The sequence below is a fragment of the Mycobacterium sp. NAZ190054 genome (genome assembly GCF_001545925.1).
GTDB lineage: Bacteria > Actinomycetota > Actinomycetes > Mycobacteriales > Mycobacteriaceae > Mycobacterium.
Map to the genome: position 1 here is coordinate 1 of NZ_LMVQ01000356.1, position 2,962 is coordinate 2,962.

Consider the following 2,962-nt stretch of genomic DNA (forward strand, 5'->3'; position numbering starts at 1 on the left):
GGGGCTGCTTGCCGCCCTCACCGGCGTCTCCCGGTTCAGGCTGCCCCCAGCTTCGTTATGCTGCTGCGACAGCACAACGGCGCAGGTCTCTCACCTCCGCTCGGTCACACAGCGCCTCGTGGCGCACCAAATCGCCTTCCCAATGGCCCGGGACCGCCCGATCGGCGGCCTCGGCGGGGCGTTGACTGATGGTGATCACGTCGCTGAACGTGCCGCGTCTTTCGGTCTGTCCGCGGGGTTTGCGTGCCGGGCGGTGCGTGGATAGGCATTTATGCAGATCAGCACGCAATTGACCGCGAGTCTGCACATACAGATGCTGGTAAACGGTCTCGTGACTCACCTGCATCAGCTTGTCATCGGCGAAGTCCCGGGCCAACACCGACGAGATCAACTTCGGGCTCCACCCGTCGTCCATCCACGTCTCGATCGCCGAGCACAATCGATGATTGTCGAGGGTGAAGGACTTGGGGCGCCGCGCATTGTCGGTAGCCCGAGCGTGGGCCATCAGCGCGTGATAGTCGCCATTGGGCAGACTGTTTCGCCGCACTTCACGCCAGATCACCGACCGGTCGCGCCCGAGCCGGCGACCGATCTCGGCGAAACTGAGCCCGGCATGCACGCCGCGGTCAATTTCAAAGCGTTCGGCAAAGCTCAGTCGATGCCCGCGCCCACCCGGACGTGTCAGATCCCCCGCGGAGGCCAGTCCGCCCAGGCCGTCGCCGCCTATACGTAATTTCATGCCCCCAGCGTCGCGCCACCATAACCAGCCGGTGCGTCGCGACACGCCCACCCCCAACGACGCCCCGGTCGTGGTCATCCCGCGACAAACCAGATCGAAGAACTCCCGCTTGACTGCCCACGGCACCGGAAACCCTGACGGCATAGCAACCCCCTCAAATCACTGGATGTTGCACTGACCGTATGAATCCGCCCGAGAAACGGCCTGCCGGAATGCAATTTCGGCGGAGAGGGAAAGGAGAGGAGGCCTCAGCCCTCGATGAACTTCTCCAGCTGCTCGCGGGCGAGGTCGTCGGCGAGCTGCTTGGGCGGGCTCTTCATCAGGTAGGCCGAGGCGGCCTCGATCGGGCCGCCGATACCGCGGTCCTTGGCGATCTTGGCGGCACGCACCGCGTCGATGATCACGCCGGCCGAGTTGGGGGAGTCCCACACCTCGAGCTTGTACTCCAGGTTCAGCGGCACGTCACCGAACGCGCGGCCCTCGAGGCGGACGTAGGCCCACTTGCGGTCGTCGAGCCACGCCACGTGGTCGGACGGGCCGATGTGGACGTTCTTGTCCTCGATCTTGCCGGCCAGCGAGCCGGACAGGTTGGAGGTCACGGCCTGGGTCTTGGAGACCTTCTTCGACTCCAGCCGCGAACGCTCGAGCATGTTCAGGAAGTCCATGTTGCCGCCGACGTTGAGCTGGTAGGTGCGGTCCAGCGTGACGCCGCGGTCCTCGAACAGCTTGGCCATCACGCGGTGGGTGATGGTGGCGCCGATCTGGCTCTTGATGTCGTCGCCGACGATCGGGACGCCGGCGTCGGCGAACTTCTTGGCCCACACCGGATCTGAGGCGATGAACACCGGCAGCGCGTTGACGAACGCGACCCCGGCGTCGATCGCGCACTGGGCGTAGAACTTGTCGGCCTCTTCGGACCCGACGGGCAGGTAGGACACGAGGACGTCGACCTCGGCGTCCTTGAGGACCTTGACCACGTCGACGGCGTCGGCGTCGGAGATCTCGATGGTGTCGGCGTAGTACTTGCCGATGCCGTCGAGGGTGGGGCCGCGCTGCACGACGACGTCGGTCGGGGGGACGTCGGCGATCTTGATGGTGTTGTTCTCGGAGGCGAAGATGGCCTCGGACAGGTCGAAGCCGACCTTCTTGGCGTCCACGTCGAACGCGGCGACGAACTTGACGTCGCGCACGTGGTACGGGCCGAGCTTGACGTGCATCAGGCCGGGCACGCTGGCGTTGGCGTCCGCGTCCTTGTAGTACTGAACGCCCTGCACGAGCGAGGACGCGCAGTTGCCCACGCCGACGATCGCGACCCGGACGTCATTGCTTGCGGTCATGACGACTTCTCCTCTGTCCTACTGTTTTCGGTGTTACTGACGGCTGCGGGTGCTGCTCACGTCTGTTCGGCGCGCCCCTGCGCCGATCTCTCCGCCGCGATCAACTCGTTGAGCCACTTGACTTCGCGCTCGCTGGATTCGAGCCCCAGCTGGTGGAGCTGCCGGGTGTACCGATCGAATGAGCTGCTCGCCCGCGCCACTGCTTCACGCAGGCCTTCGCGACGTTCCTCCACCTGGCGGCGCCGGCCTTCCAGGATCCGCATCCGGGCCTCGGCCGGGGTGCGGTTGAAGAATGCAAGGTGAACTCCGAAACCGTCGTCGGAGTAGTTCTGGGGACCCGTGTCGGCCACCAGTTCGGTGAAGCGCTGCTTGCCGGCCTCGGTCAGCTGATACACCCGGCGCGCCCGCCGGACCTTCACGGTGCCCTCGGGTGCGGCGTCCTCGACGATCAGCCCGTCCGCCTGCATGCGGCGCAGCGCCGGGTAGAGCGAGCCGTACGAGAAGGCCCGGAAAGCACCGAGCAGGCCCGTCAGTCTCTTGCGCAGCTCGTAGCCGTGCATCGGGGCTTCCTGGAGCAGACCCAGGATCGCGAGCTCGAGCATCCGGGCACCTCCTCCAGTCAACGGATCCGTCGCTACGACGGTTCAACACCTCGGCCGATAGTATCGCGCCGATATATTGAGCGCTACGGCTGGTCCGCAGAAGGACCGGTTTTCCCAGGTCAGCGGTTGGCGGGCCAGATGGCCAGCGGGGTGGCGTCCGGGTACAGCTCGATGCGGCCCGAGCCGAAGTCGCTGCTGACGACGATCTCGACGATCACCGCATCCGGGGTGGACGGGTCCTCCGACGGGCTGATGCGCAGCCAGGTGTCCTTGACGTCGGCGCG

Annotated in this window: 3 protein-coding genes; all 3 read right to left on the minus strand. The window is 65.9% G+C overall.

Going from position 1 to position 2,962, the window contains the following annotated elements; translation table 11 throughout:
* Window positions 1–55 precede the first annotated feature (55 nt).
* Complete coding sequence (locus ASJ79_RS21490; RefSeq protein WP_231750966.1) at window positions 56–883, minus strand: IS30 family transposase; 828 nt, start codon at window positions 881–883, stop codon at window positions 56–58.
* 104 nt (window positions 884–987) lie between these two features.
* Window positions 988–2,076 (minus strand): inositol-3-phosphate synthase, encoded by a 1,089-nt coding sequence (locus ASJ79_RS21495; RefSeq protein ID WP_067959652.1) that lies wholly within the window; start codon window positions 2,074–2,076, stop codon window positions 988–990.
* Between the two features lie 56 nt (window positions 2,077–2,132).
* Window positions 2,133–2,678 carry a PadR family transcriptional regulator gene (locus ASJ79_RS21500; RefSeq protein ID WP_067959655.1) on the minus strand — a complete coding sequence of 182 codons (546 nt, stop codon included), beginning with the start codon at window positions 2,676–2,678 and terminating at the stop codon, window positions 2,133–2,135.
* Window positions 2,679–2,962: the final 284 nt, after the last annotated feature.

Excerpts from the sequence above, each read along its gene's own strand:
- ASJ79_RS21490 (WP_231750966.1), bottom strand. The coding sequence starts at position 883 with ATGCCGTCAGGGTTTCCGGTGCCGTGGGCAGTCAAGCGGGAGTTCTTC.
- ASJ79_RS21495 (WP_067959652.1), bottom strand. The coding sequence starts at position 2,076 with ATGACCGCAAGCAATGACGTCCGGGTCGCGATCGTCGGCGTGGGCAAC.
- ASJ79_RS21500 (WP_067959655.1), bottom strand. The coding sequence starts at position 2,678 with ATGCTCGAGCTCGCGATCCTGGGTCTGCTCCAGGAAGCCCCGATGCAC.